The sequence below is a fragment of the Streptomyces sp. NPDC050625 genome, from assembly GCF_040654755.1.
Classification (GTDB): Bacteria; Actinomycetota; Actinomycetes; order Streptomycetales; family Streptomycetaceae; genus Streptomyces.
This window is the reverse complement of record NZ_JBFAIQ010000045.1, coordinates 1-25,781: the sequence shown is the minus strand read 5'-3', so window position 1 is coordinate 25,781 and position 25,781 is coordinate 1. Positions and strand designations below refer to the sequence as shown.

Annotated in this window: 15 protein-coding genes and 13 pseudogenes; 12 read left to right on the top strand and 16 right to left on the bottom strand. The window is 67.6% G+C overall.

The window, feature by feature from the left end:
• The first annotated feature begins 23 nt into the window (after positions 1–23).
• Together AB0I54_RS43780 and AB0I54_RS43775 are read left to right on the top strand one after the other, a co-directional pair.
• Complete coding sequence (locus tag AB0I54_RS43780) at positions 24–887, top strand: sugar ABC transporter permease (RefSeq protein ID WP_363301952.1); 864 nt, start codon at positions 24–26, stop codon at positions 885–887.
• The gene (locus AB0I54_RS43775) at positions 884–1,720 is read left to right on the top strand and encodes a carbohydrate ABC transporter permease (protein ID WP_363301951.1); all 837 of its coding nucleotides are present in this window, start codon (positions 884–886) and stop codon (positions 1,718–1,720) included. Before AB0I54_RS43780 ends, AB0I54_RS43775 begins: the two co-directional genes overlap by 4 nt.
• A 310-nt stretch (positions 1,721–2,030) precedes the next feature.
• Here AB0I54_RS43775 and AB0I54_RS43770 read toward each other — a convergent pair whose 3' ends face one another.
• The gene (locus tag AB0I54_RS43770) at positions 2,031–2,336 is read right to left on the bottom strand and encodes an integrase core domain-containing protein (protein ID WP_363301968.1); all 306 of its coding nucleotides are present in this window, start codon (positions 2,334–2,336) and stop codon (positions 2,031–2,033) included.
• Positions 2,337–2,828: 492 nt separating this feature from the next.
• On the opposite strand from AB0I54_RS43770, the gene ltrA reads away from it, so the two are divergent.
• Positions 2,829–3,962: a group II intron reverse transcriptase/maturase gene (gene ltrA, locus AB0I54_RS43765; RefSeq protein ID WP_363301950.1), complete on the top strand. Its 1,134-nt coding sequence runs from the start codon at positions 2,829–2,831 to the stop codon at positions 3,960–3,962.
• A 206-nt stretch (positions 3,963–4,168) separates the two neighbouring features.
• Here ltrA and AB0I54_RS43760 read toward each other — a convergent pair.
• The 4 genes and pseudogenes from AB0I54_RS43760 to AB0I54_RS43745 all read right to left on the bottom strand — a co-directional run.
• Positions 4,169–5,178, bottom strand: a pseudogene (locus tag AB0I54_RS43760) (IS3 family transposase); the annotation flags it as partial.
• A gap of 1,070 nt (positions 5,179–6,248) precedes the next feature.
• Positions 6,249–6,746, bottom strand: coding sequence for a hypothetical protein (locus tag AB0I54_RS43755; protein WP_363301949.1), 498 nt, complete (start codon positions 6,744–6,746; stop codon positions 6,249–6,251).
• The gene (locus tag AB0I54_RS43750; protein WP_363301948.1) at positions 6,743–7,189 is read right to left on the bottom strand and encodes an iron-sulfur cluster assembly accessory protein; all 447 of its coding nucleotides are present in this window, start codon (positions 7,187–7,189) and stop codon (positions 6,743–6,745) included. The genes AB0I54_RS43755 and AB0I54_RS43750 overlap by 4 nt, the downstream gene beginning before the upstream one ends.
• Before the next feature lie 133 nt (positions 7,190–7,322).
• Positions 7,323–7,922, bottom strand: a pseudogene (locus tag AB0I54_RS43745) (ISAs1 family transposase); the annotation flags it as partial.
• Positions 7,923–8,048: 126 nt separating this feature from the next.
• On the opposite strand from AB0I54_RS43745, the pseudogene AB0I54_RS43740 reads away from it, so the two are divergent.
• Positions 8,049–8,348 (top strand): annotated as a pseudogene (locus AB0I54_RS43740) (helix-turn-helix domain-containing protein); the annotation flags it as partial.
• Between the two features lie 89 nt (positions 8,349–8,437).
• A pseudogene (locus AB0I54_RS43735) lies at positions 8,438–9,169 on the top strand (IS30 family transposase); the annotation flags it as partial.
• A gap of 420 nt (positions 9,170–9,589) precedes the next feature.
• On the opposite strand, the gene AB0I54_RS43730 reads toward AB0I54_RS43735, so the two are convergent.
• The gene (locus AB0I54_RS43730) at positions 9,590–10,060 is read right to left on the bottom strand and encodes a nuclear transport factor 2 family protein (protein ID WP_363301947.1); all 471 of its coding nucleotides are present in this window, start codon (positions 10,058–10,060) and stop codon (positions 9,590–9,592) included.
• 101 nt (positions 10,061–10,161) lie between these two features.
• Between AB0I54_RS43730 and AB0I54_RS43725 the strand changes: the two genes are divergently transcribed.
• Positions 10,162–10,785, top strand: coding sequence for a TetR/AcrR family transcriptional regulator (locus tag AB0I54_RS43725; protein WP_363301946.1), 624 nt, complete (start codon positions 10,162–10,164; stop codon positions 10,783–10,785).
• Positions 10,786–10,819: 34 nt separating this feature from the next.
• Here the strand turns inward: AB0I54_RS43725 and paaC are convergent.
• The 3 genes and pseudogenes from paaC to AB0I54_RS43710 all read right to left on the bottom strand — a co-directional run.
• Positions 10,820–11,527 (bottom strand): annotated as a pseudogene (gene paaC, locus AB0I54_RS43720) (1,2-phenylacetyl-CoA epoxidase subunit PaaC); the annotation flags it as partial.
• Between the two features lie 9 nt (positions 11,528–11,536).
• Entirely contained in the window at positions 11,537–11,839 is a 303-nt protein-coding gene (gene paaB / locus AB0I54_RS43715) for a 1,2-phenylacetyl-CoA epoxidase subunit PaaB (protein WP_363301945.1), read from the bottom strand.
• Positions 11,836–12,273 (bottom strand): annotated as a pseudogene (locus AB0I54_RS43710) (Phenylacetic acid catabolic protein); the annotation flags it as partial. The pseudogene AB0I54_RS43710 and the gene paaB, both read right to left, overlap by 4 nt.
• A 152-nt stretch (positions 12,274–12,425) precedes the next feature.
• Between AB0I54_RS43710 and AB0I54_RS43705 the strand changes: the two are divergent.
• Positions 12,426–13,620, top strand: a pseudogene (locus AB0I54_RS43705) (RNA-guided endonuclease TnpB family protein).
• Here the strand turns inward: AB0I54_RS43705 and AB0I54_RS43700 are convergent.
• The 6 genes and pseudogenes from AB0I54_RS43700 to paaN form a co-directional block, all read right to left on the bottom strand.
• A pseudogene (locus tag AB0I54_RS43700) lies at positions 13,620–14,116 on the bottom strand (Phenylacetic acid catabolic protein); the annotation flags it as partial. The pseudogenes AB0I54_RS43705 and AB0I54_RS43700 overlap by 1 nt on opposite strands.
• A 159-nt stretch (positions 14,117–14,275) precedes the next feature.
• Entirely contained in the window at positions 14,276–14,542 is a 267-nt protein-coding gene (locus AB0I54_RS43695) for a hypothetical protein (protein WP_363301944.1), read from the bottom strand.
• A pseudogene (locus tag AB0I54_RS43690) lies at positions 14,533–15,379 on the bottom strand (3-hydroxyacyl-CoA dehydrogenase family protein). Before AB0I54_RS43690 ends, AB0I54_RS43695 begins: the two are co-directional and overlap by 10 nt.
• Positions 15,376–16,120, bottom strand: a pseudogene (locus AB0I54_RS43685) (enoyl-CoA hydratase/isomerase family protein). Before AB0I54_RS43685 ends, AB0I54_RS43690 begins: the two co-directional pseudogenes overlap by 4 nt.
• Positions 16,117–17,338 (bottom strand): annotated as a pseudogene (locus tag AB0I54_RS43680) (thiolase family protein). Before AB0I54_RS43680 ends, AB0I54_RS43685 begins: the two co-directional pseudogenes overlap by 4 nt.
• Positions 17,331–19,048 (bottom strand): annotated as a pseudogene (gene paaN, locus AB0I54_RS43675) (phenylacetic acid degradation protein PaaN). Before paaN ends, AB0I54_RS43680 begins: the two co-directional pseudogenes overlap by 8 nt.
• A gap of 96 nt (positions 19,049–19,144) precedes the next feature.
• Here paaN and AB0I54_RS43670 point away from each other — a divergent pair.
• The 3 genes and pseudogenes from AB0I54_RS43670 (at position 19,145) to AB0I54_RS43660 (ending at position 21,809) form a co-directional block, all read left to right on the top strand.
• A pseudogene (locus AB0I54_RS43670) lies at positions 19,145–19,574 on the top strand (hotdog fold thioesterase).
• Positions 19,571–20,917 carry a phenylacetate--CoA ligase PaaK gene (gene paaK / locus AB0I54_RS43665; RefSeq protein WP_363301943.1) on the top strand — a complete coding sequence of 449 codons (1,347 nt, stop codon included), beginning with the start codon at positions 19,571–19,573 and terminating at the stop codon, positions 20,915–20,917. Before AB0I54_RS43670 ends, paaK begins: the two are co-directional and overlap by 4 nt.
• 754 nt (positions 20,918–21,671) lie before the next feature.
• Positions 21,672–21,809, top strand: coding sequence for a hypothetical protein (locus tag AB0I54_RS43660; protein WP_363301942.1), 138 nt, complete (start codon positions 21,672–21,674; stop codon positions 21,807–21,809).
• A 277-nt stretch (positions 21,810–22,086) separates the two neighbouring features.
• On the opposite strand, the gene AB0I54_RS43655 is transcribed toward AB0I54_RS43660, so the two are convergent.
• Positions 22,087–23,106: a helix-turn-helix domain-containing protein gene (locus AB0I54_RS43655; RefSeq protein WP_363301941.1), complete on the bottom strand. Its 1,020-nt coding sequence runs from the start codon at positions 23,104–23,106 to the stop codon at positions 22,087–22,089.
• Between the two features lie 227 nt (positions 23,107–23,333).
• Between AB0I54_RS43655 and AB0I54_RS43650 the strand changes: the two genes are divergently transcribed.
• Together AB0I54_RS43650 and AB0I54_RS43645 are read left to right on the top strand one after the other, a co-directional pair.
• Positions 23,334–24,371: a phenylacetaldoxime dehydratase family protein gene (locus AB0I54_RS43650; RefSeq protein WP_363301940.1), complete on the top strand. Its 1,038-nt coding sequence runs from the start codon at positions 23,334–23,336 to the stop codon at positions 24,369–24,371.
• A gap of 93 nt (positions 24,372–24,464) precedes the next feature.
• On the top strand, positions 24,465–25,481 hold the full coding sequence (locus AB0I54_RS43645) for a carbon-nitrogen hydrolase family protein (protein WP_363301939.1): 1,017 nt from the start codon (positions 24,465–24,467) through the stop codon (positions 25,479–25,481).
• The last annotated feature ends 300 nt before the right edge of the window (positions 25,482–25,781 follow it).

Genomic DNA, 25,781 nt, shown 5'->3' with positions numbered 1-25,781 from the left:
GGGAGTTCACGACCCGGCGTGGCATGCTGATTGCCGCCTATCTGGCGCCGGCCGCTGTCTTCGTGGCGGTCTTCACGTACTACCCGGTGATCGCGGGCGGTCAAATGGCCTTCCGTAACTGGAAGCTGACCGACCTGACCGACACGTCCTGGGTGGGGCTGAAGAACTTCCGGGATGTCTTCGCCGACCCCGCGTGGGGCACGGTGCTGGGCAACACCGCGGTCTGGGTGATCGGTTCGATCGTCCCGCAGCTGGTGATCGGCTTCGCTCTGGCCCTGTGGCTGCGCCGCCGCTTCCGCTTGCGCGGCCTCTACCAGGCACTGGTTTTCTTTCCCTGGGCGATCTCCGGATTCCTCATCGGCATCCTGTTCCGCTGGCTGTTCAACAGCGAGTTCGGTGTCGTCAACGACCTGCTGCAGAAAGCCGGACTGATCGATGAACCGATCGCCTGGCTGGCGGATCCGGACACGGCGATGGCAGCGGTGCTGATCGCCAACATCTGGTACGGCGTCACCTTCTTCGCAATCATGATCCTGGCCGCCCTCCAGTCGATCCCCGACGAGCTGTACGAGGCGGCCGCGCTGGACGGCGCAGGCAAGCTGCGCACGCTCTTCCGGATCACGATCCCCTACATCCGCACCACTCTGGCGCTGACCGTGCTGCTCCGGGTGATCTGGATCTTCAACTTCCCCGACCTGATCTTCGGAATGACCGGCGGCGGGCCGGACAACGAGACACACATCGTGACCACCTGGATGATCAAGATCACTCAGCAGGGCGACTACGGCAAAGCCTCCGCGCTCGGCCTCCTCGTGATGGCCGCGCTGCTGGTATTCGCCGTGTTCTTCCTCGTGGCCACGCGTGAGAAGAAAGGGGTGAGGCCGTGATCGGCAAGGAGACCGCGGGCGGCCGGGCCGTCAGGTTCACCTTCCTCGGGGTGTGGTTGCTCTTCACCGTCTTTCCGCTCTACTGGATCACCGTCACCTCGCTCAAGGCACCCGGCGACATCTTCCGCTTCCCGATCGCCTACTGGCCCGAGCACCTCTCGCTGGAGAACTACAGCGGCCTGTTCCGCACGGCCGACTTCGGGACCTACCTCACCAACAGCCTTGTGGTCGCCGCCCTGGCGGGCGCAGCAGCCACCACGATCTCGATGCTCTCGGCATACGTACTGGCCCGCTTCGAGTTCCGCACCAAGTCCGCCCTGCTGATGGCTGCCCTGGTCACCCAGATGATCCCGTCGTTCATCGCGCTGGGACCGCTCTACCTCCTGATGACCGACCTGAAGCTGGTCGACAACCGCCTCGGGCTGATCCTCGTCTACATCGCCGTGTGCATCCCGTTCTGCACGGTGATGCTGCGCGGCTTCTTCGAGAACATCCCCGACGCGCTGGAGGAGGCCGCCATGATCGACGGGCTGTCCCGGTTCGGGGCGCTGTTCCGCGTGCTGCTGCCGGTGATGCGCCCGGGAATCGTCGCCGCGTTCATCTTCAACTTCGTCAACTGCTGGAACGAACTGTTCCTGTCCGTGACGCTGATGAACAGCGACAGCAACAAGACCGTCCCCACAGCGCTGAACGGCTTCATCTCCAGCTTCAACATCGACTGGGGCTCGATGTCCGCGGCGGCCGTGCTCACCATCCTGCCCACGATGCTGCTGTTCGCCTTCGCCAGCAGGCACATAGTCCAGGGCCTGACGTCCGGAGCGGTGAAGGGCTGAGAGGCAGAGCGCGCCACTCTGTCGACTACCGCCTGCCTGGCCGAACCCAAATGCCCGGCATTTCGTGGACGCAGGTCGCGGGGTGGTCAGCGGGTGGGCAGCGGCATGTAGGAGATCCGCCGAGGAAGACGTAGTGGCCCAACTTGCTCAGGGCGCATGTGGGGCGTTCCACCTCGCTGTTCCAGGTGAACCTCTGGGCGGTGAGGGCTTCTTCGGCGCCGGGCGTGGGTAACGGTGCTGGGCGTGGGGTTGGCGGATGACTGGGGGCGGCGACCAGGTGAGGCGTCCCCCGGAGTGTGGACACGGGGGCTCATGCTGCGAGTGTGAGTTTACGTGCTCTCTGCTGTTGTTGCTCGAATTCGGATGGCGAGAGGTAGTTGAGGGCGCTGTGGCGTCTGCGGGAGTTGTAGTAGGTGAGCCACTGGAAGATCTCCAGCCTCGCCTGGCCCATCGTCGAGAACAGCCTCTGGTGCATCGTCTCTCTCTTGAGTCCCTGCCAGAACGACTCGGCGAGGGCATTGGTGTGTCCAGAAGGTGATTGTGAGGTTCTGATGTAGAAGACGGAGGTCGAACAATCGCCATGCTGTTGTGGAGATGAAGGTAGGTCCTTCGGCATCGGCATGCAGGTGCAGGTGCCAAACCACCATGAGCTGCTGCGGTGAATGAGCCGTGGTGGTGAGCGTCATGGAAAAGCCGTACTGAATGCGGCAGGTATGGGCTGAGAAGGCGAACGCAAGTGAACCGCTGATGACGTGTCGTAAAGCTTAGACGACATCAAAACCAGGGCCTCAATGCTGTCCTGGGACAAGCCAGACGGGAACCTGTCTACTGGTCTGGCGGTGTCCGGCATGAAGGTGGCGCGAGCTCAGTCCGGGCTTCACAACGGAACTGGAGAACTCCTTGACGTGAAACCGCGATCCACGGGTTGACGTGGCTTGCAAGAGGGAGAGGCGCAAGTGGCGAAGAGTCATGAGAGCCGGAGTACCAGTCGCGCGTCGGGAGGGCGGAACGTCCCGTAGTAGTGATGAGACCTTCGTAATAGAGGCGGAGCGAAGGGGACGTGTTGTTGGGCGTCGATCGGCGATCAACCAGAGATGGGAGGAGTCGGATGGTCGAGACAAGATCAGCGGGCAAGTCGTTTGACATTCCGAAACGGCTGGTCTGGAACGCATACCTGAAGGTCAAGGCCAACAGGGGAGCGGCTGGGGTGGACGGGCAGTCGTTAGCGGAGTTTGAGCAGGATGAGAAGAACAACCTGTACAGGCTGTGGAACCGGCTGTCCTCGGGAAGCTACTTCCCTCCACCCGTGAGAGCGGTTGATATTCCTAAAGCCGGCGGTGGGACTCGGAGCCTTGGGGTTCCGACCGTGGCCGACAGGATTGCCCAGACGGTAGTGGCCATGACGTTGGAGCCTGATGCGGAACAGGTCTTCCATCAGGACTCGTATGGCTATCGCCCGAGGCGCTCCGCATTGGAGGCGGTGGAGACGTGCAAGCAGCGGTGCTGGAGGCATCCTTGGGTGATCGATCTTGATATCCAGGGCTTCTTCGACAACGTCCCGCACGGCCCCATCGTCGCGGCAGTCGAAAGGCATACCAATCTCTCGTGGGTTCTGTTGTATGTGAAGCGATGGCTTGTCGCCCCTGTGCAACAGCCCAACGGAACGCTTGTCAGACGGAAAAAGGGGACTCCTCAAGGGTCTTCTATTTCACCTCTGTTGTCGAATCTGTTCATGCACTACGCGTTCGACGCGTGGTTGGCTCGGGAGTATCCGGCGATCAGATTCGAGCGGTACGGCGACGACGCTGTGGTGCACTGCGCCAGTGAGAAGCAGGCGAATTTCGTCCGCGATGTCATCGAGCGCAGGCTGCTGCAGTTCGGATTGCGTCTTCATCCAGAGAAAACCAGGGTGGTGTACTGCAAGCAGGAAGGTCGTGAACGGGATTTCCCGGTCACGGAGTTCACGTTCCTGGGGTACACCTTCCGTCCTCGGGCAGCCCGCTTGCGGGATGGGAGGCTGAAGACTGGCTTCCTGCCCGCAGTGAGCAAAACAGCCATGAAGTCTATGGCGAGGGCTATCCGGAGTTGGCGACTGGGTCGCTGTACCAAGCTGAGCTTTCAGGAGATCGCCGCGATGATCAACCCCGTCGTGGCGGGATGGATCAACTACTATGGGCACTTCTACAAGTCCAGGTTGATCAGGTTTCTGGAACAGCAGATCAACCCTTTCCTGGTGAAATGAGCCCAGAGGAAGTACAAACGGTTTCGTCGTGCCTCAAGGAAGGCCCGGAGGAGGCTGGCTGAGATTGCCTCAGCATTCCCGGGCATGTTCGCTCACTGGAAGCACGGTGCGTTGCCTACTGGTTCAACAATGGGAGCCGTGTGAGTCGCGAGGTTCACGCACGGTTCTGAGAGCGGCGACGGGCGAGATTCCCGTCGCCGACTCACCTCGTAGCTCGAGCCGACCCGCCCCATGCTCCGGTGGATGCCGAAACCGTCGCAGACCTGCGCGAACGCGGACGAGGTGTACTGCGAGCCGCGGTCCGCGTGGAAAATGACCCCGTCCACGTGGCCGCCGCGGGTCGCCACCGCCATCGTCAGGGCGTCGATGACCAGTTCAGTGCGCATGTGCGTGGCCATCGACCAGCCGAGCACCCTGCGTGAACAGATGTCCAGGACGCAGGCGAGATACAGCCACGAGCCGCCGACCTGCACGTAGGTGATGTCGCCGCACCATTTCTCGTCCAACTGCCCGGCGGTGAAGTCACGTTGGACGAGGTCCGGGGCGGGCGGCGCGAGCCGGTCGGGGACTGTGGTGCGCTTGCGGCGCCGCAGGTGGCGGCCCTCGAGCCGGTTGATGCGCATCAGGCGCTCGACGCGCTTGCGGTTGACTGTGTGCCCGAAGCCGCGCAGTTCGGCATGGACGCGCCGGACTCCGTAGGTGCCCTTGTGTTCGGTGTGGATCTCACGGATCTCCACGAGCAGGGCGTCGTCGGCGGCCTGCCGCTCGGCGCGGGTCTTCGCGCCGGCGAGCCACCTGTAGTAGCCCGAGCGAGAGACCCGAAGGGCCCGGCATATCCGCTGGACGCTGAAGGTCTCGGCGTGGGCGGAGACGAAGTCCCAGCGGCGGGTCTTCACTTCATCTCCTTGGCGAAATAGGCCGCTGCCCGGCGCAGGATCTCCCGCTCGAGTTCCCACTCCTTCTCCGCCTTGCGCAGCCGGCCGTTCTCCGCGCGCAGCCGAGCCAGTTCCTCCTCCCGGGTCTCCGCGCTCTGCTCGCCGCTGCTGTGATCGCGGCCCGCGTGCTCGTCGGCCTGGCGCACCCAGCTCCGCAAGGTCTCGCCGGTCACCCCGACATCCGCCGCGACCGCCGCGTACGTGCGCTTCCCACCCGCCGCGCGGTACAGCGCGACGGCATCGTTCCTGAACTCCGCCGGATACGGAGACTTACATCCCACCAGGACACCTTCCCTTGGATCTGCAAGATCCATTGTCAGAGTGTCCACACCTCAGGGGTCGCCTCACGTCCGCTCTGCGAGCCGCGGCCACTCAGACGCCCCAGCAGCGGAGTGAGAAAGCTCGGAAAGGCAATGAGACGAGGAAGGCGAGGAAGGCGGAAGCTGCGGCTGCGGTTCCGTCGACCTTGGCGCCTGCAGCCCCTGGGCCCGTTCCCTCCGTGGGCAGCGTGCAGTTGCCGCCATCGTCGGCAGTAGCTACAGCCACTGGTTCCTGTGTCCATGATGAAATGAGGGCTGGGGCGGAACGGTGGGCGAGCACTCGGCGTGGGCTTGAATATGGGTTGGGCGTGCCTGAAGATCAGAGGGCTACGGAACTGATGGAGTTTGCAAGGCTGCCAGATCAGCGAACGTGGATCGAGCGGGCGTTGAATGAGCAAAGGGCCGCCGCTGCGGCGATGGCTAGGTCGGCGACCTCTTCGTCTGCGCCGCAGCGGTCGTTGACAGGGCAGAGCCCAGTTGTTTATCCGCAGACCTCGAATTGCTCCGCTGGCCGCCCTCTGGGGCGGTAGCAGGGTCGGGGCTGATTCAAAGTCCTGGTGATCATTTCGGTGCAGGTCAAGTGAGTCCGAGCAGGTCGAGCGGGGGCGTGAAGGGCGTGTAGGAGACCTGCCGTAGGCCGGCGGCGATGCTGTGGTGACCGGCGTCGCGCAGTGTGTTGACTGTGGGGTTTCGCGGGTCCTCGAGCTTGAGCGGTGCGCCTCGCCTGGATCGCTGACGTCCTGTCGCGGTTGGTGACGGAGTTGGTGTCCCGAGCACGAAGACGCCCGTGCCCTCGCGTGATCATTTCTGTTCTTGAGGCAGAACGATCACGCAGGAGTCACGGGCTTGCTCAACGATATGACGTTGCTGCTCGGCCCTGACGGGACACGCCGCATCCAGCTGGTCACGGCCGACGAGACCGCGAAGGTCTGCCCGGAAAGCTTGGCCTGAGCCGGTCATGACAATTTGGGGGAGTGTGTGAGTAGCCGCCGTACAGTTGGGAGGCTCCCGGCCGGGTGGCCGGGAGCCTGTCACGTGGTGCCTGGCCAGTGGTTGGTGTGGCACCGGCGTGGAGGTGGGTCGAGCACCCGCTGGGCTAACGCCACGCCGACGCTTACGCCCGCTGCGCGGGATGCTGCTATAACTGCGCGTATATCCAGTGCCTCGTCGAGGGAGCCGCCGAGTAGTCGGCTTGCTGCCAGGTAGCGGAATGCCCTTGTGGCGAGTTCCTTGTCTGCACGCAGCAGATCCGGGACGCCGGGATCGAGGCATCCCTGGCACCATACGGCCCATTCCACGTCGTCGGCTACCAGCGTGCGCAGTGCACCGGGCTGGGTCTGGTTGACGTTGAGCAAGGGGGTGTCTCGGCCTGCGAACAGCAGCGTCAGGGCTAGGACGTCATGCACGGAGCGGTACTCGAACGACGCCTGGGGCCAGCATGCGCCGCTGTGCGTGATGAGCCAGCTTGCGCCATCCTGCGCGCGCAGCCAGGCGGCCGGTACTTCGACAGCGTCGTCTTGCGGGTTCATTGGAACGAGTCGCCGCAGGCGCAGGAACCCTTCGCGTTCGGATTGTCGATCGTGAATCCTGACTTCTGCAGCGTGTCCTGGTAGTCGATGCTCGCCCCCGTGAGATAGGGGCCGCTTTGAGGATCGATCACCACGGCGAACCGGTCGTACCACAGCACCGACATCTTGTCCGCCACCAGAGCGGCGCGCTGGACCGCCGTGTGGGTGTCGTCTTCTTCCGCGAACCCCTCGTCATCATGTTCTGCCAGCGTCTTGGCGAGAACCTTCGCGTACTTGTCGGTGAAGAATAGTTGGTAGCGCAGCCCTGAGCAGCCGCCCGGCTGCACGGAGATCTGCAATGCCAGTCCGGGCTTCTCGCGGCGCAGCAGGTCGGCGACCTTGGCTATCGCGGCGTCCGTGAGCTCGACTGAATACGTCGGCCTGTCCACCGTCTCCTGCAGCATGCAAGACCCCTTCGTCTGTCCAAAGCCCGTATAGACAGGGCATCGTTGAAAACTACGGGGTCGACCCGGATGGGGTTCACTTACTGATTTCGGCGTATTAGGGTCCATCCGGTCTGCCGCGGCGCCATGGGTGGATCCGCGCCGCCTGCACCAGGTGCGGAAAACCCAGGCCCAGATCGGTGACGGTCAGCGCGCGCACCGAGCGGGTCTCTTGCCGCCCGTGGCCGCTGTCGTGCTCGGGGAACCGGGCGGTGGCCTCCTGCCAGGGCAGCGCCCGCAGCGTCGCGAGCAGCGCCGGCTGGTTGGCCTTGACCGCCAGCAGGTAGTGCGCCTGCTTCTTCTCCACCAGGAAATGCGCGTGTGCAGCGGTGGTGTGCAGCGCATCCGCGGTGACCACCTCGCCCCTCAGGTCGAACGGGGTGAGCAGCGGCTCGAGGGCGGTGACCTCAGTGGTCTTGTCCGGCACTCGCAGCTGGCTGACGATGCGTCCGTTGGCCGTGACAGCGGACAGCAGGTGGGCGGCCTTTACCGACTCGGTACGCGAGCCGCGGGCGCTCTTGCCGTCCACCGCGAGGCTGCTCGTGCCGGCCGGGTCGTAGCCGAGCAGGTCGGCGAGCCCGCCGGGGCACACGGCTTCCAGGACGCGGCGGATGGTGCCGGTCGAGGGAGTACGGCGCACTCGAAACGCGCCGGGCGCGCGCACACCGAGACGGGCGAGCGTGTCTTGCGGCGCGTGCTCGAGTCCGGCCTGTCACGTCCGCTGCCTGCCGGAATGTCGGTGGTCTTCTAAAAGTGGACCAGTCTCCGACCTTGGGTTCTAACGCTTGTCGCAACATTCCTTGATCATTGTGGAGTGTTGATGGCGAGGCGGGGACGCAAGCGCAGGCTGGAGCTCGAGGCCGAGTACTGGCGGCTTCTGGCGGCCGGGGTGGGCAGCGTCGAGGCGTGCAGGCAACTCGGGATCGGGCGTAAGACGGGCTACCGGTGGCGGGCGGAGAACGGCGGCCTGAGGCCGGACTATCTCCCGGAGTCCTCTCGGTCCGGCCGGTACCTGTCGCTGTTGGAACGCCGCAGGATTGCCTCGCTACGTGAACGCGGCCTGACGATCCGAGAGATAGCCGGCCTGCTCGGACGGGCTCCATCGACGGTCAGCCGCGAATTGCGACGGAACAGTCGCCCGCACGACTACGGCCGATATGACGCTGACCTGGCTCATCACCGCTGCCGTGAGCGAGCCGGACGCCCAGACGCGCCAAGCTGGCCACGGATCCTGAGCTCAAGGCCGAGGTCCAGTCCAAGCTGGATCTGGAGTGGAGCCCCGAACAGATCGCTTCGCACCTGCGGACCCGCTGGCCCGACCGGCCGGAGAGGCACCACCTTTGCCACGAGACCATGTACCGAGCCCTCTACCAGGGCGCGAAAGGCGGCCTGAGCAGGCCTCTGACGCGGAAGCTCCGCACCGGCCGGCCGCTGCGGAAGAAGCGCCGCCGCCCTGACCAGCGCATGCCGAGATTTGTCACGCCAGCCGCCCTCTTCGACAGCAGGCCACCCGTCATCGAGCTGCGCGAGCGTCTGGGCGAATGGGAAGGAGACCTCGTCGTGGGCGTCCGCAGCCAGTCCGCCGTCGCCACCCTCGTCGAGCGACGCACCCGCTACCTCCGCCTGGTCCCGCTGCCCGAGGGACACTCGGCCAGCCACTTACGCGATGCCTTGATCACCGTCCTCAGTCAGCTGCCGGAGCACGCCCGACGGAGTCCCACCTGTGACCAAGGCTCCAAGATGGCCCGCCATCACGAACTCGCGCCCTACTTCGATGACGGCATTTTCTTCGCCCACCCAAGCAGCCCCTGGCAGCGGGGCACGAACGAGAACACCAACGGCCTGGTCCGCCAGTACCTGCCCAAGCGCACCAACCTGTCCCTCTACACCATGGACGATCTCCGCGCCATCGAGCACCGGCTGAACAACCGGCCCCGCTAAACTCTGAGTTGGCATACCCCTGCCCAGGCATTCACCGCCGCTCTGGCACCATGGGCCTGCATTGTTGCGACGATCAGGTGAAGCCACCTTGGAATCCAAGGGTTAGCATCGGGTCGGCTTTCGAACTTCACCGACACCGGGACGCGCCACGGCTCCGGATTCCCTGGCGCAGGGTGCGCGTAGTGGATGCACGCGGTGATGAGCTGGGCCGCACGGTTGGGCGCCCCGTGCCAGGGGGAAGGCGCGACCTGGGTCCTGATTGCCCCGGGCGCCGGCGGGGTGGTCGGCTGTGGCTCGCAGTCGGAGCGGGTTGCCGGCCGTTGCAGTGCGGTTGGCCGCTCGTGCTGGGTGGGAGGGCGCCGGGCACGGGGCGTGGATGCCCGGTTACGGTCGCGCTCCTGGCCGCCGCCGGGTGAGGGTTTAGAGCCCGAGGTCGGAGAGGCCCGGGTGGTCGTCGGGGCGGCGGCCCAGCGGCCAGTGGTACTTGCGCTCCTCTTCGGCGATGGGCAGGTCGTTGATGCTGGCGTGGCGCACGCGCATGAGGCCGTTGTCGTCGAACTCCCAGTTCTCGTTGCCGTAGGCGCGGAACCACTGGCCGGAGTCGTCGTGGTACTCGTAGGCGAACCGCACCGCGATGCGGTTCCCGTCGAACGCCCACAGCTCCTTGATGAGGCGGTAGTCCAGTTCCCGGTTCCACTTGCGGGTCAGGAGCTTCGCGATTTCGTCGCGGCCGGTCACGAACTCCGCACGGTTGCGCCAGCGTGAGTCGGGTGTGTAGGCGAGGGCGACCTTCTGGGGGTCGCGGGTGTTCCAGCCGTCTTCGGCGAGGCGGACCTTGGTGATCGCCGTTTCCCGGGTGAACGGCGGGAACGGCGGACGCTGCTCGGACATGACGTACTCCTCTGGGAGGCCCCCATGGCGGTGAGAACGATCGTTCTCGCTATGTCCTCTACAGTAGGGGAACGATGGTTCTCATGCAAGGGGCGGAAAACTTGGACAGCGATCTGGCACGCGAACGCATCTTGGACGCCGCCGAAGACCTCTTCTATGCCCGAGGCATCCAAGCCGTCGGCATGGATGTGATCCGCGACGCCTCGAGCGTCACGCTGCGGCGCCTCTATCAGCTGTTTCCCTCCAAGGGAGATCTCGTCGAGGCCTACCTGGCCCGTAGGGATGTCCGCTGGCTTCAAAGCCTTACCAGCCATGTCGAGACAGCCGTGGAGACCCCGCGGGAGCGGCTGCTCGTCGTCTTCGACTGGCTGGAAGACTGGTTCACCCAGCCCGACTTCCACGGGTGCGCCTTCGTCAACTCCTTCGGCGAGCTGGGCGGCACGTCACCCCAGGTCGCTGCCGCGGCCCGGCACCACAAGGACGTCTTCCACGCCTACTTGCGGGAACTGGCAGCAGCTGCGGGAGCAGCACCAGATACCGGCACCCAGATCGCCCTGCTGGCCGAGGGAGCCATGACCACCGCCGCCATCTCAGGCACCCCCGCGCCGGCCCGCCACGCCAAGCAGGCGGCGCAGCTTTTGCTGACGCTCGACACACGCCATGTCAACACTGACCTTCCCCCCGTAGCGGGGAGTCGTAGGCGCCTTCGCGGTGCAGCAGGGTGACGGTGCGGGACGGTCGGCGCGGCCATTCTGCCGGGAGGGGCAGCCCTGCGGCCTGCGTGACCTGGCGCAGAACGGCGGCCACCTCCTCCCGGGCGTGGCAGGCGGTGAACAACTCGCCCAAATACGCGCACACTTGCTCCAGTGCGGCCGGCGTCCGGCGTGGGACTCCTCGCTGCCGTCGCCGAGCCGGACCACCCACTCCGCGGCGTACTGGCGGTGGTAGGTCAGTTCCTTCACGCCTTCGCCGCGATGGCCGCAAGGACCGGGTCGGGAGACGCGGTGAGGTCGTGGAAGTGCACCAGCCGCCAGCTGGACAGCACCAGCAGCCGTGCGACGCAGAACGCGAAGTCCTCGTTGGGCAGTTCGGCCAGGCGCACGGGGCGGAAGCCGTCCGCGTCGCGGAAGTAGGCGTATGCGTCCTCCCCGCGCCGGTGCCGTCGACCTGGCCGCAGCGCGCGTACAGCAGTCGGGCCTGGCCGAGCAGGTCGAGGCCGATGTTCGCGAGCGCCACCTCCTCCTCCAGTTCGGGGGCGCGGGTGGTCCGCTCGGCCGGGCGCTGGGCTGAGACGAGGGCGTCGTCGCCGAGCGCCAGGCAGCATGCGGCCAGCTCCGCGGTGTTCGCGCCGTCGGGCACGGCGGTGTCCACGCCGTACAGGGGGTCCTCGAAGCCGGTGCCGAAGGCCCAGCGCTCGTCGCCTTCGTGTCCCTCGGCCAGGTACAGGTGGACGTGGTCATCGCTCAGGTCCTGCTCCTAGATGTGGGGGACGTCGTCGGGGATGTCGTAGAAGGTCGGGTGCCGGTACACCTTGTCGGCGCTGGGCGCGAAGAACGGGTCCTTCTCGTCGCGTGTGGAGGCCGCGATGTGCTCGGAGCGCACCGCCCAGATACTCACGCCCTCGTTGCGCCGGGTGTACAGGTCCCGGGTGTGGGTGAGGGCCATACGGTCGTCGGCGGCGTGCAACGAACCCACATGGACGTGGTTCAGGTCGTGCTTTCCGTGCACGAACACCTCATACAGCGGCCAATCGTCCCTCTGATGCTGCGTGGTACTCATGCTGTCGCTCCCTTGTGTGCCCGGGTGGTCTGTTTGGCGGGGTGTGCGGCGGCCGCCTCGCGCACCCATGTGCCTTCCTCGTGGGCGGTCCGGCGCCGCTCGATGCGCTGGGCGTTGCAGGGGCCGTCGCCGGAGATCACGCGCTGGAACTCGTCCCAGTCCGGCGTACCGAAGTCGTGGTGGCCGCGCTCCTGGTCCCAGCGCAGCTCGGGGTCGGGCAGGGTCACGCCGAGCTAGGCCGCCTGCGGGACGGTCATGTCGACGAAGCGCTGGCGCAGTTCGTCGTTGCTGTGCCGCTTGATCTTCCAGGCTATCGAAGCGGCCGAGTTGGGGAAGTTGTCGTCCGGCGGGCCGAACATCATCAGTGACGGCCACCACCAGCGGTTCACGGCGTCCTGGACCATCTCGCGCTGGGCGTCGGTGCCGCGCATCATGGGAATCTCCTTGCGTGGAAACCCCGTCCTTCAGGGTGGGGAGGAAACGCATCCTCGGAGCGGAGCCGCGCAGCGGCGGAGATCGTTCCGCCATCCTCACAACGGACTATGTTTACAGGGGAACTGATAGAATGTGAGACGTAACGCAGACGGTGAAGCGGGCTTTCAAGTACCGCTTCTATCCCACGGACGAGCAGGCGGCGGAGCTGTTGCGCACGTTCGGCTGCGTCCGCCTCGTCTACAACCGGGCGATTGAAGAGCGCACCCGTGCCTGGTATGGCGAGCAGCGTCGCGTCTCCTACGTCCAGTCTTCCGCCGCGCTGACCGAGTGGAAGAAGACCGGGGGACTCGCCTTCGTCACCGAGGTGTCGTCGGTCCCGCTTCAGCAAGCCCTGCGACACCTCCAGACCGCGTTTGGCAACTTCTTCGCCAAGCGGGCCAAGTACCCTCACTACAAGTCGAAGAAGAAGTCCCGCGCCTCGGCGGAGTACACCCGCTCCGGCTTCAAGTGTCGCGAGGGGGCCTGACCCTGGCCAAGATGTCGGCGCCGCTGGACATCCGCTGGTCGCGTCCACTGCCCGACGGCGCGGAGCCGACGACCGTAACCGTGTCCCGTGACACGGCGGGTCGTTGGTTCGTGTCCCTGCTGTGCCAAGACACCATCCCCCCGCCCCCCGCCACCGTGAATGCGGTCGGTATCGATGCGGGCCTCACCAGCCTGGTGACGCTGTCCACCGGGGAGAAGATCGCCAACCCGAAGCAGGAGCGCCAGGACCGGGCCCGCCTCGCCCGCGCGCAACGGGAACTGTCCCGCAAGGAGAAGGGCTCGGCGAACAGGGAAAAGGCCCGCAGGAAGGTCGCCCGCATCCACGCCCGGACCGCCGACCGGCGTCGCGATTTCCTGTACAAGCTCACTACTCGGCTCGTCCGTGAGAACCAAACGGTCGTGATCGAGGACCTCACCGTCCGCAACCTGCTGAAGAACCACAAGCTGGCGCGCGCCATCTCCGACGCGTCGGGGACCGAGCTCCGGTCGATGCTGGAGTACAAATACGCCTGGTACGGGCGCGAACTCGTCGTGATCGACCGCTTCTTCCCCAGCTCGAAGCTCTGCGGGGCGTGCGGCACGGTCGCGGGAAACTGCCGCTGAACGTCCGTGAGTGGACGTGCCACTGCGGCGTGGTGCATGGCCGCGACGTGAACGCGGCACGCAACATCCTGGCGGCCGGGCTGGCCGCGTCTGCCTGTGGAGACGGTGTAAGACCTCAACGGGAGTCCTCCCGAACCGGGCAGTCGTCGGTGAAGCAGGAAACCCAGCGGGCGACCGCTGGAATCCCCTGCCTTTAGGCGGGGGAGGAAGTCAACGTCATCAGCAATTCGTAGCCCAGCCCTCCCGTTGGTGGAAGGACTCCTCCTTGCAGGTCCGCACCATGGCTCGCGCATAGGGCCCGTACGAGCTGCGGCACAGCGGCACTTGATTGCAGATGGCCGCGCCATCGACGAACCAGCCGTTCACGCCGACGTCGGCGAAGCTCAGCGTCGGGTAGTTGAAGATCGACGAATACTTCTGGCGCCCCTCGATGAGCCACTCCGTGAGCTGCGCGCGGTCGGCGCCCAGGGTTTCGGCCGCCGAGTACAGGTAGAGCCCGTGGCCGGCCTCGTCCTGCACCTTCGCGAACAAGATCGCCTTGCGCCGCAGCGAGGGGGCGCGGGTGATCCACTCGCCCTCCGGCTGCATGCCGATGATCTCCGAGTGCGCGTGCTGCGCCACCTGCCGGATCAGCGTCTCGCGGTAGCCCTCCGGCATTCAGTCGCGTGGCTCGATCCGCTGATTGAGCGCGATGGTGGCGTCGAAGTGTTCCTCGACATTCGATCCGGAGCGGCCCGCCGTCGACCGGCTTGATTGTGACGTGGCCGTCTGTACCGCCTTCCCCTACCGACCGTTCTTCTGGATCATGTTGTGGTGAGTCCCTCGTGCTTTTGCCATGTGCGGGGGCCTGGTTCAGCGTCCCGGGAAGGACGGCTTCCGGTGCGCGGGGAGGACCCGCACCGCGCCCTGGTGGTCCTTTGTGCTGCCCAGCGGTTCCTGCGCCACAGCCTCGCGCCGAGGTGCGGCGGGTGCACCTGCCGCGCCCCCACTGCGCAGCAGCGCCTTGACCTCGGTGTACGCGGTCGTGGGACCTGCGGCGAGACGCCGGGGCGCGCAGCGGCTGACCGTGCCGTGCCGCGGTTGTCCGGCCACGGCCGAGGCCGTGGTGTTCACTGCCATGTGTAAAACCCCCGTCCGCTCTTGCGCCCCAGCTCGCCGCGGGCGACCTTCTCGCGCAGCAGCTGGGGCGGAGCGAAGCGCTCGCCGAGCGTGGTGTGCAGGTGCTCGGCGATGGCGAGACGTACGGCGAGCCCGACCAGGTCGGTCAGGCGCAGCGGACCCATCGGGTGCTTGTAGCCGAGCCGCATGGCGTCGTCGATGGCCTCCGGCTGAGCGACGCCCTCCTCGACCATGCGGATCGCCTCCAGCCCCAGCGCCACGCCGAGGCGACTGCTGGCGAAGCCGGGGGAGTCCTTGACGACGACATCCTTCTTGCCGAGGCAGCGCGTCCAGCCCAGTGCACACTGCCGGCGTCAGTGCCGGGCGCGACGACGATCTCGATCAGCTCGGAGGCGGGTACGGGGTTGAAGAAGTGTATGCCCAGGAAGCGGCCGGGCCGGGTGAGCGCGCAGGCGAGTTCGGCGACCGACAGGGAACTGGTGTTGCTTGCCAGCACCGTGGTCGGGCTCACGGCCTTCTCGGCGGCGGCCAGGAGACGGGCCTTGAGCGCGGCGTCCTCAAAAACGGCCTCCACGACCAGATCTGCATCCGGGGCCAGGGCGTCGAGGCTCTGAACCGTCGACACGCGGGCGAGGACCTGCTGGGCGGGCTCGGACAGCAGGTTGCGCTCGGCGGCTCGCTGCAGGCCGACGGCGACGCGGTCCAAGGCCGCGGCAGCGGCGCCCTGGCTGCTTTCCAGGACGGTCACCGACGAGCCGGCGCCGCGAAGGACTGCGCGATCCCGGCGCCCATAAGGCCGCCGCCGATCACCCCGACGACTGCGGGTGCTGAGGTCATGCCCGGCTCCCCTTTTCCAGGAAACGTGTCATGCGGTCCTTCTTGTCCTGTCCTTGGAACAGCAGGGCCTGAGCCAGGTCGTCGGCGACCGGGTGGGCGCTGGGGGAGTCGACGACGAGTTTCGTCAGGCGCAGGGCGGCCGAGGAGCGGGCCATGCGGTCCAGCAGCGCGCGCTTCGTCCAGCAGCTTGTCTGCCGGGACAACGGCGATGACGAGCCCGGCCGCCAGTGCCGCCGGTGCGTCGAGGTTCCGCCCGGCGAGCAGCACCTGCTTGGCGACCGACTCGCCGACCAGTTCGGGCAGCCGCCAGCAGGCGCCGGCCGCGGCGAGGATGCCCAGGCCCGGCTCGGGGTTGCCGAAGACGGCGTCCTCTGCGGCGATACGCAGGTCGCAGGCGTACGCCAGCTCCGCGCCGCCGCCCAGGGCCCAGCCGTCGACGGCGGCGACCGTGGGCATGGGCAGTCGCCGCACCCGCTCGAACAGGCGGCTGTTGATGCCCTGCAGGGCCTCGTTGCTGCCGCGCCGCAGCAGTTCGGCGATGTCGGCGCCGCCCGCGAAGACACCACCGTGTCCCGTGAGCAGCAGCAGCTTCGGCGTACGCGCCAAGCGGTCGCACACCTCGTGCAACTCGTCGATCATGCGGCCGCTGATGGCGTTGCGGGCCTCGGGACGGTGCAGGGTGACCACGACCCGGTCCTCGCGCTCCTCGACCTGGAGCGTCTCGTACGTGCCCTCGCTCATGCCCGCTCCACCAGCATCGCGACGCCCTGGCCGACACCGACGCACAAGGTCGCCAGTCCGCGGCAGGCGTCCTCGCGTTCCAGCCGGCCCAGGAGCGTGAGCAGGATGCGGGCGCCGGAGCAGCCCAGCGGGTGCCCCAGCGCGATGGCGCCGCCGTCGGCGTTGTCCTCGTCCTCGTCGAGCTTCAAGCGGCGGATCACGGCCAGCGTCTGTGCGGCGAATGCCTCATTCAGCTCCACCGCATCCAGGTCGCCCGTCTGCCATCCGGCGCGGGCCGGGGCCTGCTCGGCGGCGGGCACCGGGCCGAGACCCATGACATGGGGCCGGACACCGGCCGAGGCGGAGGTGACGATCCGGGCCCGCGGGGTGAGCCCGCACCGCTTCACGGCTGCGGCGCTCGCCACCACCAGTGCGGCGGCGCCGTCGGACAGCGGCGAGGAAGAACCCGCGGTGACGATGCCGTCCATGCGGAAGATGGCGCGCAGTGTGCCGAGCTTGTCCAGCGAGGTGGAAGGACGCGGCCCCTCGTCGTGGGTGACCTCGCAGTCTTTCACCGCGACGGGCACGATCTCATGGTCGAAGCGGCCGGCGTCCCGTGCCGCAACAGCCCGCTGGTGGCTGCGCAGGGCGAACGCGTCGGACTCGGCCCGGGTGATGCCGTCCAGGGCCGCGACCTCTTCTGCGGTCTCGCCCATCGACAGGGTCACCTTCATGCTCTCCGGTCCGGCGCCCTGCGGTACGGCCCGGTCGTGGCGGCGAAGCGCGGGTTGGTGAAGCGCCAGCCCAGGGCGGTGTCGTGGACCGCGCCCGGCTTGGTCCACGGGGTGCCGGTTTTCTCCATGACCCACGGGGCCCGGGTCATCGACTCCGCCCCGCCTGCCACGACCAGTTCGGCCTCGCCGGCGCGGATCGCCTGGGCGGTCGCGGCGACTGCGGTCAGGCCCGAGACACACAGCCGGTTGACGGTGTAGCCGGGCGGTGTGGGGGAGCCCGGCCAGCAGCACGGTCATAGGGGCAACGTCCCGGTGGTCCTCACCGGCCTGGTTGGCCGCGCCGAGGATCACCTCGTCCACGGCCTCGGCCGGAACGCCGGAGCGGCGCACGGCCTCGGCGACGACGAGGGCCGCCAGGTCGTCGGGGCGGACGGAGGCCAGGGCACCGCCGTAGCGGTCCTGTGGGGGTGCGGGCTCCGTCGACCAGGTAGACCTCGTCAGGCATGGGCCACCTCCTCGGCGGTTACGGGTACCGGGCGGCGCGACTGCAGGATGGCGAAACGGCCGGTGACGAAGGCGGCGTCGGACAGGGTGGCGCTGGCCGCGGGGTTCGCGGCACTGCATTGGAAGTCGCTGAAGGCGGCGGACTGGTTGACGAACACGCCGCCGGTCAGGTTCTCCGACAGGTGCACGCCCGCATCCAGAGCGGCTTCCTCGGCCGCCGCCAGCACTTCCTCGCTCGTGGAATGGACGGCGGCGGTCAGCGCACCGTGCTCCCGGACGGTGTCGCGGAAGATGCGCAGGCTGTCCTCGGTGGAGCCGATGCCGATGACGAACGAGATCGGCACGAACCACTCACGCGTGTACGTCTCCCGGTCGGCTTCCGCGTCCAGCCGGGTGACCAGCGGCGTACGGACGTCCGCTGCCGGATGCTCCGGGTGCTCGACCACCGCCGACGCGCGCACCGTCCGCCCCAGTGCCGCAGCCTGCTCCAGCCGCTCGCGGACGCCGTCGTTCACGAGGGCGCCGAGCGTGGCGACGGCGCGGGCCGGGGCGGCGAGCAAGGTGTCCAGGGCGGCGGCGAGATCGGCGGCGAACTCGTCGGCGCTCCGCCCGCCCTGGTCGGTGGTGATGCCCTGGCGGGGGATCAGGAGGTTCTGCGGGGTCGTGCACATCTGCCCGGTGGACAGGGCCAGGGAGAAGGCCAGATTGCCAAGGAGACCCCGGTAGTCGTCCGTGGAGTCGAGCACGACCGTGTTCGGACCGGCCTTCTCGGTGTCCACGACGGCCTGGCGGGCGTTGGTCTCCAGCCAGTCGCCGAATGTGGTGGAGCCGGTGAAGTCGATGATCCGTACGTCCGGGTGCAGTGCGAGGGTGCTCGCGGTCCGGTCGCCGGCTCCTCCGCGGCCAGAATCACAAGGTTGGGATAGAAGCCGGCCTCGGCCAGCACTTCCCGGGCCACGCGCACGGTTATCGCGAGCGGCAGCACGGCACCCGGGTGCGGCTTGACCACGACCGGGTTGCCGGTGGCGAGGGAGGCGAACAGGCCTGGGTAGCCGTTCCAGGTCGGGAAGGTGTTGCAGGCGATCAACAGGGACACCCCGCGTCCGACCGGCGTGAACTTCTTGTCCATCACCAGCGGGCCGCCCGTGCGCTGCGGCTTGCTCCAACGGGCCGCGCTCGGCTGCCGCTTCTGCTCGGCCCAGGCGTGGGCGACCGCCTCCAGGCCACGGTCCTGCGCGTGCGGGCCAGCGGCTTGGAACGCCATGACGAATGCCTGTCCGGTGGTGTGCTGGACGGCGTGCGCGATTTCGAAACTCGTCGCGTTCAGCCGGGCCAGGATCTCCGTGGTGACACCCGCGCGGACGTCCGGGCCGGCGTCCCGCCAGGAGCCGGTGGCGGCCTTTGCGGCGGCCACGGCCGCGTCCGGCGCGATGCGGGGATAGCTGATGCCGAGCGGAAAGCCGTACGGGGACGTCTCCGTGGGCGGTACGTACGCCTCGCCGGGGTGGCCCGGCAGATCGAACGGCCTGCCGACCTGGTCACGGAAGGCTGCCTCCCCCAGCTTTGCGGCGTCCTCGCCGTACACCGTCTTGCTCGGTGACTCGGGGTACGGCGTCCAGTGTTCCCGGCTCCCGGCGGCAGCCACCGCCTGCTCCAGCAGCGTGCGATGGCGCGCGAAGGCATCGGAGCCGTCGGGGCTCTTGTGCGGCATATGGTCGACCTCTTGACAGGCAGCGGTGTGGCTGGATTACTTAGCTGCACCGCACGCTAACCGAACGTTCGTTCGGCCCATAAGGTCGTAGAAACTGTGACGCAGGCCACTAAGGCGACCACTCGGCCCCGTCGAGAGGATGCTCGCTGCGGACGAGGCGTCGCGGCGGACGGGCATCGAATTGCTCGAGCGGGGCGAAGGAACCGCCGTGCTCCGGATGACCGTGACCGCGGCGATGATCAACGGCCACAAGATCGTCCACGGTGGCTATGTGTTCCTCTTCGCCGACACCGCCTTCGCCTGCAACAGCCACGGGCCCGTGACGGTGGCGGCCGGAGCCGACATCGACTTCATAGCCCCTCCCGCACATGAGGGCGACATCCTGGTGGCCACCGCTCGCGAGCGCACCCGCTTCGGCCGCAGCTGCATCTACGACCTGAGCGTCCTGCGCGGCGACGAGGTGGCCGCGGAGTTCCGCGGCCGCAGCCGCGCCATCAACACCACGCAGCCCAAGGAGCTCCCATGACCAGCGAACGGAAGACCTCGGCGCCCACCACACCCCGTCGTGGGGACCCCCTGCCCGCACACCAGCTGGACGACGCCGAGCGGATGTCGCGCGCGGAGCTGAAAGGCGTCCAGCTCCACCGCCTGCGAGCGACACTGCGGCACGCGTACGACAACGTGGAGCTGTACCGCAAGAAGTTCGACGAGGCGGGGGTCCTGCCCGAGGACTGCCGGTCGCTCGAGGACCTGGCCCGGTTCCCCTTCACCACCAAGGCCGATCTGCGCGACACCTACCCCTTCGGCATGTTCGCCGTGCCCATGGCCGACGTCCGCCGCATCCACGCCTCCAGCGGCACCACCGGCCGCCCCACCGTGGTCGGCTACACCGAGAACGACCTGTCGATGTGGGCCGACGTGATCGCCCGCTCGATCCGCGCTGCCGGCGGCCGCCCCGGACACAAGGTACACATCTCCTACGGCTACGGCCTGTTCACCGGCGGTCTCGGCGCCCACTACGGCGCCGAGCGGGCCGGATGCACCGTGATCCCCGCCTCGGGCGGCATGACTGCACGCCAGGTGCAGATCATCCAGGACTTCACACCCGAGATCATCATGGTCACGCCTTCTTACATGCTGACCCTGCTCGACGAGTTCGAGCGCCAGGGCGTCGACCCACGCTCCACGTCGCTGCAGGTCGGCATCTTCGGCGCCGAGCCGTGGACCGAGGAGATGCGCCGCGAGATCGAGGAGCGCATGGACATCCATGCCGTCGACATCTACGGCCTGTCCGAGGTGATCGGTCCGGGTGTGGCCCAGGAATGCGTGGAGACCAAGGACGGCCTGCACGTGTGGGAGGACCACTTCTACCCCGAGGTCGTCGACCCGGTCACCGGCGACGTCCTGCCCGACGGCGAGGGCGGCGAGCTCGTCTTCACCTCCCTCACCAAGGAAGCTCTGCCGATCATCCGCTACCGCACGCGCGACCTGACCCGCCTGCTGCCCGGCACGGCCCGGCCGGCCTTCCGCCGCATCGAGAAGATCACCGGCCGCTGCGACGACATGATCATCCTGCGCGGGGTGAACGTCTTCCCCAGCCAGATCGAGGAGATCGTGCTGCGCACCCCAGGCGTGGCCCCCCACTTCCAGATCGAGCTGTCCCGCCGCGAGCGCATGGACCACATGACCGTCCGTGTCGAAGCACGCCCCAGCACAGACCCCGACCAGCGCGAGGCCGCCGTCCGGACGATTGCGCAGCGCATCAAGGACGGCGTCGGCGTGAGCGTCGAGGTCATGATCGTCGAGCCGGACACCCTGGAGCGCTCACTGGGCAAGCTCCGCCGCGTCAAGGATCTGCGCCAAGCGTGATCCGCTCGCTTGCCACAATGGCCTGGCAGTCGGGGCGTCCGCCTCTCTGGTGACCGCCGCAGCCGCCCCGCCTCCAATGATCTTGGCCTTGGCCAGTAAGCTGCCCTCGGTTTCGTAGCGGCCGGTTTGCATGTTTTCACTGATGGGGCCGATTGGCTGCTGGCGGTGATGGCCGACCGTCTTGTCGCCCTCGAGGGCCAATTGCCGTGGCGGGGGACGAAGTCCACGAGGGACCTCCCGTCGCTGGCTGCCGGTGTCGCGACGGCCACCGGAGTCGGGCAAGGCGTGACCGCCCCGGCGGGCGTGGGGATGGTCCCTCATACGGGGGGGAGGGAGCCCTCCCCCCCAGGTCGATCAGCGTCAGCGATCGGCTGCCCGTTCAGTGATGGTTGCGTCTCAGCCGGTGTTGTGGTTCGCGGAGCTGCTGGGGCGCCGTGACGCCTTCGATCCATCGCCTGGCGTGCTCGTGTTGCAGGCGACGGGGGTTGCCCCTTTGTGCCTGGCCACTTTCCGGGTGACCCAGGTGACGAATCCCGGCGGGGATTCGGCGTCGGCGTAGCGTGCTGGGGGTGACGGATGTGACCCGAGAAGACGATCCGCAACAGCGCAGGCGACCGTCCGGTGCGATGGCGCTCTGCGCTCCTCATTGACAGCCGGGTGCGTCCGAGGTTCATGCCCATCCCACTGCGGAAGACGGTGGCGATCATAGAGCGCGGACCTCGCCGCGCTCGCCGCCCTTATAGCGGGCCCCGACGTGCGGGGCGTCTTCGAGAACTGCATCCTCGACGGGGCCCCGGCCCTGGTCTCGGAGGACGTCTACCGCGAGTGCCTGGCCCACCGGCAGCGCATTCCCCCGCCGCTACCTCACGAAGGCAGCATGGACAAGCTCTAGGCCGACGGTTGCCTCGGCAGCGCCCCCGCGCTCCTTCACACCACCGACACGACGGAAGATCGATCGCTGCACCACTTCAACGGGCATGCCCGAAGGCCCTCGTGGCAGCGGATCGGTAGGCGTCTTCACACATCAGGACGGCGGCGGTACGGGAGGGCGGGGGCGACTCGAGCCGGATTGCCGCGAGGTTGGGACGGTCGCGCGTGATGGTGCCGGGGAGCACGGTGGCCGGGCGCGCGCGATGCCTCATCCTCGCCGTGGCCGCCGGCTTCCCGGCTCAGCGAGACGACCTCACGGTTGCCGTGGACGGGACTGGCACCGACCCATCTGATGTTGGTGACTGGGACCTGTCCGCCAGAGCCTGCCATTCGCGCGGAGACATCCCGTAGGCCGCGCGGAACGCCCGGCTGAAGTGGGCGGCGCTGAAGAAACCCCACCGGTGTGCGACGGCGGCGACGGCCGGTCTCGTCCGGCGCGGGCGGGCGAGTTCCCGGCGGCACTCCTCAAGACGCCGACGCCTGATCCATCCCCCTACCGTTTCGTCCTGCCTCTGGAAGAGGCGTTGCAGATGGCGTGGAGAGATGTGGTGGGCGGCGGCGATCGTTTCCACCGACAGCGACGGCTCCGCCAGGTGGCTGTCGATGTAGGCGCGGATCCGCAGCAAAAGGGTCTGCTGGGCGGCGTCGGTTTCCGTGGCGTCCCGGCCGAGCCGTTCGGCGACGACCGTGGTGAGCAGGTCCGTCACATTGCGGGCGAGCATCTCGCCGACCTCGGGGCGGTATGACCCGGCTTCAGCGGACAGCCTGGACAGCAGCGGCACCACCAGCGCTGCCAGGCTCTCATCGGGTCCGATGGTCACTCCGGTGATGCGCCGCAGATCGCACTCAGGCAGCCTCATCGCCTGCCGGGGCATCTGGAAGACGATCATCTCGAAGCGTTCTGGGAAGTGCAGCGTGTACGGGAGAGTCGTGTCATACAGGGCGAACTCACCCGGTTCGAGCCGCGCGACCCGCCCGTCCTGGACGACGACGCCCGTGCCACGGCTCTGCAGGCCCACCAGCATGTACTCGTCGGGGGATCCGGCGATCAGACGCCTGCTGCGACGCACCTGCTCCGGTTCTGCGTCGACCGTGGAGATCTGCAGATGCCCGAGCTGCTCCGTGGTGACAGCGCCGAAGAAGGGCTCGCCCTGCGGCGCCGCGACATCCAGTGGTACGAAAGTGCGCCAGACGACATCGTGCCAGTAGGCGAGCCTGTCGCCGGGCGGTACGGAATCCGTGGAGAGGACAACGGCCACAAAAGCCTCCTCCTGCAGCGCTGCGCAGCACTATAGCCAGGCAACCGTCAAATGATCTGTAACGGATCCATATCCGATGCCCCAGCGTGCTGATCGATCTATGTCTGGCGAGGCCCGGAAAAGCTGTGTCGTTTTTGGTCAAGTTCCGGGGCGCCGCCAGTCAAATCCGGCCAGGTGTCCGGCTTAGCCTCCAGCCACCCCTGATGCCACTGCTTGCCGGAGGAGACATGTCCACACCCGGGCGCTCTGGGCGCACCCCGCGCTTCCCTGCGTACAGTTCGCAGTTTCCGGAGGACACGCAGGCGTTCGTGTTCGCCCAGTTCGCCTGTCAGGCGGGTTCAGCCGACGAGGCCGCGCACGGTGCCGCTGCACTCGCGGAACTGTTCGCCGGGGCGCACCAGCCGGATGTGCTGGACCGCGGACGGTTCACCGACACCGCCGGTGCCCACAATGTCGTCTGGCTGGCCTACTGGTTCGATCCGGAGGCCTACGACCGGTGGCAGCGGTCCGATCGCGTCCGCTCCGCTTGGGAACAGCTGCCCTCCGAAGGCCCGGTCGGCCACTGGCGTGAGGCGTGTGTCATCCCGGTCGAGCGCAACGAGACTCTGCACACCCACCGGCGTGCCGACTACGCGACCAGCGGCCTGTCCCAGCACGAGACGGTGGAACTGCCCGAGACCCAGGTGCACGACTACTGGGGCGCTGCTCGCGACCGCATCGCCGACTCTGCCGTCGACCCGTTCGAGCCCGCGCTTCCGGTCTTTGAACCGCAGACCGCCCTCGAGCGCGACACGCTGGGACGGCGGATCACCGTCGAGGTGCCCGGGAACGTCACCCTGATCCGTACCGCGCAGGACTGGTCCGCCAGCACCCTTTACCGCGAGAAGTACCTGGCCGACGTCAAACCGGTCAAGGACCGCGGTGTCGACTTCCTCGCCACTCACCCGGACTCCGGCTGCATCGCCGCCCGCAACCTCGACGAGGAATCGGCCAACGGCTCACCGCTGCCGCGCGCCTGCACCATCGCCTGGTTCGCCTCGCTCGAGCACCTCATGACGTGGTGCCGATCACACCGCACCCACCTGGAGATCTATGCCAGCTTCTTCCAGATGGTCGGAGGCGGGCAGGGGCCCCTCGACGTCGCGTTCTGGCACGAGGTGTCGGTCCTGCCTGGCGGCGCGGTCACCACCGAATACGTCAACTGCCACCAGGCGACCGGCTTCCTGCCGCTGACCGCCGACCACCACAGCACCATCACCGCCTGACCGGGACTTGGCAGCGTCCGGGCAAAGAACGATTCGCGCAAAGACGAATCCGGACAAAGAAGGATCCGGACCAAGAACGAGGAGACGAAGAACATGGTGGAGTACACGGGCGTTTTCAAGGCTGCCGTGGTCCAGGCCGAGCCGGTCTGGCTGGATGCCGATGCCACGATCGACAAGAGCATCGCTCTCATCGAGGAAGCTGCCTCGGCCGGAGCGCAGCTGATCGCATTCGGGGAGACCTTCATCCCCGGCTACCCCTGGTGGCTGTGGCTGGACTCGCCCGCCGCGGGCTTTGAGTTCTTCGGCCGCTACCACGAGAACTCGCTTACCCTGGACGGTCCGCGATTCCAGCGCCTGCTCGACGCGGCCCGCACGAACAACATCAACGTGATGGCCGGGTTCAGTGAGCGCAGCGGCGGCAGCCTCTACATGGGCCAGGCACTGATCTCCGCCGCCGGCGACCTGGTCTCCTCCCGGCGCAAACTCAAGCCCACCCATGTGGAACGCACCGTCTTCGGCGAGGGCGACGGCTCCGACCTCGCCGTCCACGACACCCCGCTGGGCCGGATCGGCGGCCTGTGCTGCTGGGAACACCTGCAGCCGCTGTCCAAGTACGCCATGTACAGCCAGCACGAACAGATCCACGTGGCCGCCTGGCCCAGCTTCTCGGTCTACAAGGGCGCGGCCTACGCGCTCGGCCCGGAGGTCAACACTGCGGCCTCCCGCATGTACGCCGTCGAAGGGCAGGTCTTTGTCCTCGCCCCGTGCTCGCTCATCGGCGACGCCGCCCTCGAACTGTTCTGCGACACCCCGGCCAAGCAGCAGATGCTGCAGCGCGGCGGCGGCTTCGCCCAGATCTACGGCCCGGACGGCAGCCCCCTGGCCGAACCGCTGCCCGAGGACGCCGAAGGCATCCTGTACGCCGACATCAACCTGGCGGCCATCGCCGTCGCCAAGGCCGCCGCCGACCCCGTCGGGCACTACTCCCGCCCCGACGTCACACGCCTGCTGCTCAACCAGACCCAGCGACGCCCCGTCGAGCGCACAGTCCCTCGTGTGGAGACCCTCGAGGAGCCGCCCCTGCCGGAACCGGAGACGGCCCAGGCCTGACGCGGCCACCGTCAACCGCCGGTTTCGGGACGTTGGCGGGGGCCTGCCCCGCACCGCCTCGGGCACCAACCGGTAGGGGGCACCTGCCACACCGCAACGGGCAGGACGGTCCGGTGCGACAAGGAGCTGTCGGTCCCGGCAGCCGCCGTTACGGCGCCTGCCGGGACCGACGTCGCACTCGAGCTCGCGGGGGCTCAGGCGAACTTGTGGGTGGCGGATGGTGTGGATGTCCACCTCGCGGTCCACGCCGTACCGGCCGGCCAGGCACGGGCGGCCGGAGCCCGGGACGTCCGGGTGTGC

What these genes read in the sequence shown, in the direction of transcription:
- AB0I54_RS43780 (WP_363301952.1), top strand. Translation starts at nt 24, where the DNA reads ATGCTGATTGCCGCCTATCTGGCGCCGGCCGCTGTCTTCGTGGCGGTC.
- AB0I54_RS43770 (WP_363301968.1), bottom strand. Translation starts at nt 2,336, where the DNA reads ATGCCGAAGGACCTACCTTCATCTCCACAACAGCATGGCGATTGTTCG.
- ltrA (WP_363301950.1), top strand. Translation starts at nt 2,829, where the DNA reads ATGGTCGAGACAAGATCAGCGGGCAAGTCGTTTGACATTCCGAAACGG.
- AB0I54_RS43755 (WP_363301949.1), bottom strand. Translation starts at nt 6,746, where the DNA reads ATGAACCCGCAAGACGACGCTGTCGAAGTACCGGCCGCCTGGCTGCGC.
- AB0I54_RS43750 (WP_363301948.1), bottom strand. Translation starts at nt 7,189, where the DNA reads ATGCTGCAGGAGACGGTGGACAGGCCGACGTATTCAGTCGAGCTCACG.
- AB0I54_RS43730 (WP_363301947.1), bottom strand. Translation starts at nt 10,060, where the DNA reads ATGTCCGAGCAGCGTCCGCCGTTCCCGCCGTTCACCCGGGAAACGGCG.
- paaB (WP_363301945.1), bottom strand. Translation starts at nt 11,839, where the DNA reads ATGAGTACCACGCAGCATCAGAGGGACGATTGGCCGCTGTATGAGGTG.
- AB0I54_RS43695 (WP_363301944.1), bottom strand. Translation starts at nt 14,542, where the DNA reads ATGGCAGTGAACACCACGGCCTCGGCCGTGGCCGGACAACCGCGGCAC.
- paaK (WP_363301943.1), top strand. Translation starts at nt 19,571, where the DNA reads ATGACCAGCGAACGGAAGACCTCGGCGCCCACCACACCCCGTCGTGGG.
- AB0I54_RS43650 (WP_363301940.1), top strand. Translation starts at nt 23,334, where the DNA reads ATGTCCACACCCGGGCGCTCTGGGCGCACCCCGCGCTTCCCTGCGTAC.
- AB0I54_RS43645 (WP_363301939.1), top strand. Translation starts at nt 24,465, where the DNA reads ATGGTGGAGTACACGGGCGTTTTCAAGGCTGCCGTGGTCCAGGCCGAG.